We start from the raw sequence: 4,286 nt of genomic DNA, 5'->3' as shown, positions 1-4,286 counted from the left end.
TCTGCTCTTTCTTCTTCTTTAAGAGCTTTTTGTAAGTTTTTCTTTTCTTCTAAGTCTAGGAAATCTTTGGCTGGCATAAGTAGGATTTTTCTAAAATTACTATTTCTATTTTAGGTGGTTTAAGTGCGTTTTAGCTTAATGCCATCGTTATTTCCATCGATTGGTTTGAGGCTAAAGAGGATGTCGTTTTCCCATGTCATCAGTCCATCAAGGTCAATCTTCGCATCAGTGATATTTAAACCGGGAAAGAGAGGAGTGATTGCAGTGGCGATATCCGCTTTAAGGAAGAGACAATCCCCATTACTCTTGAATACACTGCATCCCAGAGGATCGCCGAAAAGGGAGTAACGGTTAGCATCATCTACAGGTAGTTCAGGTCCAGGTACACAAGTAAGCTGTCCAGGTACACAAGGAAGTCCTAGCAACCCGTCGTTGATTCTCTCTTCTAAAGGCACTGTCTCATCTTGAACCGGCGCCCAAAGTTCTAAACCTTCTACGTTATTTGGTTCAACTTGGTTGATCTCTGCTGGTGTCGCCCACACCCCTATCTCTTTGTACGGGAAAGGCAAAAGTACTTTATGGTTAGGACGTTCATAGAAGATGTAGTTATCGAAAGCCGTGCGCGGTCCTCCGGGCAACCCAGTCGAAAACACGAGTGGAACTAAATCTTCGATCACTTCATAGAAGAGTAAATCCTTCCGGTTAGCCAAGGCATCGACCTGGAAAGGATCGGGTGCTGCAATGCCAGATTGAGGATTCCAAAGAGTTAAAAAGTTACTGGTGTTGGTTGTCCCACCTGTGCCATCCCAGGCAATTACTTGACCAGGATTAGCGGTATGTGAGGGATTTCCATTCCTGTCTGGATCTTCAGAGTACTCCTTTCCTGGAACTTGAGGGGGAGATGGGACTCCATCTACCACGGGATTGACAAAGGGACCGGGTGAGTTAAATGGTCCTGCCAATACTTGGGATGGGGCTACCGTGACACCCAGTAAGACCCAGGAAGAGAACAAGAGTTTATGAGTGATTTTCATGATTATTGCTCTAGCAGATTTCGTGGTGCTATCGCCACCCTCGCCGCTGGGTCAGGCAACAGCCCAACCCAACGCCAAAGGCGGATGGCAACAGCTTACAGAATACCTATTCCCTAGGGAATCTATCTTGAGAATGATTTGAAATATGCTAAGTTGAGATACGATATCACGATCGCATCTAGTCAGTACCATGAGTGAAATTAGCGTCGGGGGAAAAGTCCGTCTGATTGCCATTCCCCCTTACCTGAAAACCGCCGATCCTATGCCTATGTTACGGCCGCCGGAGCTGCTCAATATCGACGATATCGGCACGGTTATCGATCGCCGGCCGGGGGGTTATTGGGGTGTAAAATTCGATCGAGGCTCATTTCTGCTCGATAGCAAATATTTAGAAGCTATTTAAACCAGTTAAGTGCATCGCAGTCAAGACAACTTTGATAAATCACAGGCAAATCTAAAGAGTTAATTTATGTCTAATACTTTTCTATCGATCGTTATCCCGATGCGCGAGGGATTTAGCGAACATTGGCTAGGAGAATTATTGAAAGTCAAGGGAGATATAGAATTTATTTTAGTTCATCCTCCTGGTGTCAAACCTTCGCCGGTGAATGATCCACGCATGAAACAGATTGTCTGTGCTTTACGAGGTGAAATTATTCAAAGAAGTACAGGATTTTTAAATGCCAGAGGTACTTATATTCTCACAATCAATTGCGATGAATATTTACACCCGGAGATCGTCACCTTAGTTAAAGACTATTTTGAACGCTTCCCCAATAGTTGGGTATTGCGATTAGCCAGATGTGAATTTCCCTACGGTGAACGAGAAAAATTAGAGAGTCCTTGGCCAACAATTCCCGATGTAAAAAGTTTAGCTATCTGTAGCAGAAGAGAAAATAATAGTAACTTATTTAAAGAGAATAATTATTTATTAGAATTACCGATCGCTCCTTTAGATAATCCTTTTAATCCTAGCGCCCTGATCGGGAAACGTCGAGATCACAAGGGACCTCACATGGAAAACTTTGATAAAAAAGTTTGGAAAAACGAACTGGTACAACCGGCAGTTAAAGAGATTACCGCTTCCATGAGTGTCACCGGTCCGATTAAATATATTCCCTTTTGGTGTTTAGATAGATTACTAGGTTTATATATTCAGGCCAAGTTTTTTGAGCAAGGTAAAACTATCGGTCATTGGCTGCCAGAAATAGCCGAACAACTGCGGATTGAAGATAATCCTCCTGAGTATAAAAGAACTAAACGTTTTTACTTTATTGCCGAGGTGATTCTCCTGAAAAATTTCCCTAAATATGGTTATCTTTGGAATTTAATTCTCGCTCAAGCGACGGAAGTACCCGGACGAGCTATCGATTCCCTAAAACGCAAATTCTTGCCAGAAAAACCTTCTATATCCAAGTGATCGGTAATCCAGAATAATAATAACCTAAATTTATGGAACTATGCTCTGTTTCCCAATCTAACACCTGTTCCACACGCTGATAAATTGCCGCAGCTTCCTCACTAGAATTGCCGATACAAGTTAACCCTAATTTACCAAATTCTGACAGCGCACCCATGAGATGAAAAACTGTTCCTGTTTTACTGCTACTATCAAAATGCAAGTGATGTTTAGCAATAATATCCATTAAATCATCGGGAAGTAAACCTTTGTATTGGGGTTTGTGGAGATTATCGGAGGCAATATAATACTTTTCTTGGTGAGGTTGACTGAAAAATGATCCGGTTTTTCGATCATATTCACCATTAGTTAAAAGTTTCAAAGTCATAAAAGGATGGGTGGTTCCTCCTTTTCGCAGATTAATTTCGATCGCCTGTAAATCCCAGACTAAAGTTTCTGGATTTTTCACAGCAACGAAATCAACTCCATAGCGTTCAATTGCCCCCTTGGCTGCCAGAATTTCCCCTATTTTTAGACCTAATTCCTGTAATTGTAGGCGATAATTTTCATCGGCAGGAAAATGACAACCTAGATAAATTTGACCATCCGGACCGCCTAAAATTTGATCGTGAGTGGAAATAATATTCACTTCTCCCGTGGGTGTAATATAACCTTGCACACTCGGCGATCGCTTTTCTTCTCCTTCAATAAAAGCTTCGACAATTGCCCCTAATTCAGCAATTCTGCCAGAAAAACTGTCCCAATTTTCATCCCTTGCTTGAAAACTCATCTTCTCTAATTGTTTAGCCAAGAGATTGATTCTCTCGCTTAAATCTAGACTGTTACTATCAACAATTCCCCCTAAAGGACGTAAATCTAAAACTGCATTTCCTTCTCCCGATAACCCCTCATTTAATTTAACTACCATGCGTTTTAGTTGCGGTTGACGAGACCACAAACTAGCGGCTTCGTATAACAAATCCTTGACCGTATTTACCTGTAAACTACCGTCAGGATGGGGAATATTGCCTTGACCAAAAATCTCGCGACTGCCACTTTTAGAACCCCAATACAATAAGTCTGGACTACAGGCAAATAAAGGAATATCTAATTGTAAAGACAATTCTCGCTCTAAATTAGTAGAATTAAAACAAACCATGTAGGCACGATCTCGACGCAACGCTTGCCGGATTCTTGCTACTAAGCGCGGTCTTTCCAGAATTTTTTGGGTTAAAGGTTGAAAAGAGTTATCGTGAGTTGTCAGTAATAACAGACGATTATTAGCATGGGAAAAAGGAATCCCGGGCAACAATTGCAGGTAATAATCAATCACCATCCGCGCCAGTGGCTGCGCTGTTACATAGATTAAACGAGTTTTCGGGTGTCGCAACCGAATCAGAGAAAATAATAATCTTTCTTCGTAATGTAAAAAACCCGCTACTTTTTGACCGACTCTCTGATCGATACTAAAAGAAGGGACAACTAGGATATCATAATCCCATTCATCCGATTCGGGAACGTTTTCTCCCTGCCAAATCTCTTTTAGTTTTTCTTGTAATTCTTGATACCGCAGCCGCTTTTCTAGCATCAAATCTCTATCTAACAGCATGGTTTGTCCCACCTCTGTGGTTGCAGATACCTGTATCTTATCGATTTTGAGAGCCTGTCGTCTCCAGTGTCTTTCTTTTCTTAATATTCCGTTCTATTAAACCTACTCAAATCTACTCATGAGCAAATTTGACGTTAACTTCCTGCTTCACTGTAGTAGTGTCGGCACTATCTACGACCCAAGCTGACACGGTGGAACTCACCGCCAAAGAAGCTAGATTCAGACTAGCGTTCAAGTCTCGACC

At 41.8% G+C, this 4,286-nt stretch carries 4 protein-coding genes; 2 read left to right on the top strand and 2 right to left on the bottom strand.

Annotated features, from left to right (window positions below; all coding sequences use genetic code 11):
• Nucleotides 1–119: 119 nt before the first annotated feature.
• A complete protein-coding gene (locus tag O9300_RS04570; protein WP_287970313.1) occupies nt 120–1,034 on the bottom strand; it encodes a hypothetical protein in 915 nt (304 codons plus the stop codon).
• Between the two features lie 190 nt (nt 1,035–1,224).
• On the opposite strand from O9300_RS04570, the gene sipA reads away from it, so the two are divergent.
• On the top strand, nt 1,225–1,437 hold the full coding sequence (gene sipA / locus O9300_RS04565) for a regulatory protein SipA (RefSeq protein WP_043995397.1): 213 nt from the start codon (nt 1,225–1,227) through the stop codon (nt 1,435–1,437).
• Between the two features lie 66 nt (nt 1,438–1,503).
• Nucleotides 1,504–2,454, top strand: a complete 951-nt coding sequence (locus tag O9300_RS04560; protein ID WP_287970311.1) for a glycosyltransferase family protein — start codon at nt 1,504–1,506, stop codon at nt 2,452–2,454.
• Here the strand turns inward: O9300_RS04560 and O9300_RS04555 are convergent.
• Nucleotides 2,441–4,042, bottom strand: coding sequence for a peptide ligase PGM1-related protein (locus O9300_RS04555; RefSeq protein ID WP_287970309.1), 1,602 nt, complete (start codon nt 4,040–4,042; stop codon nt 2,441–2,443). The two genes, O9300_RS04560 and O9300_RS04555, sit on opposite strands and share 14 nt — an antisense overlap.
• Nucleotides 4,043–4,286 lie beyond the last annotated feature (244 nt).

Source organism: Microcystis sp. LE19-195.1E (assembly GCF_027532095.1).
Taxonomy (GTDB): Bacteria; Cyanobacteriota; Cyanobacteriia; order Cyanobacteriales; family Microcystaceae; genus Microcystis; species Microcystis aeruginosa.
This window is presented reverse-complemented; position numbering and strand designations above follow the sequence as displayed.

Coding starts and splice junctions, on each gene's coding strand:
- O9300_RS04555 (WP_287970309.1), bottom strand. CDS start 4,042: ATGCTGTTAGATAGAGATTTGATGCTAGAAAAGCGGCTGCGGTATCAA.
- sipA (WP_043995397.1), top strand. CDS start 1,225: ATGAGTGAAATTAGCGTCGGGGGAAAAGTCCGTCTGATTGCCATTCCC.
- O9300_RS04560 (WP_287970311.1), top strand. CDS start 1,504: ATGTCTAATACTTTTCTATCGATCGTTATCCCGATGCGCGAGGGATTT.
- O9300_RS04570 (WP_287970313.1), bottom strand. CDS start 1,034: ATGAAAATCACTCATAAACTCTTGTTCTCTTCCTGGGTCTTACTGGGT.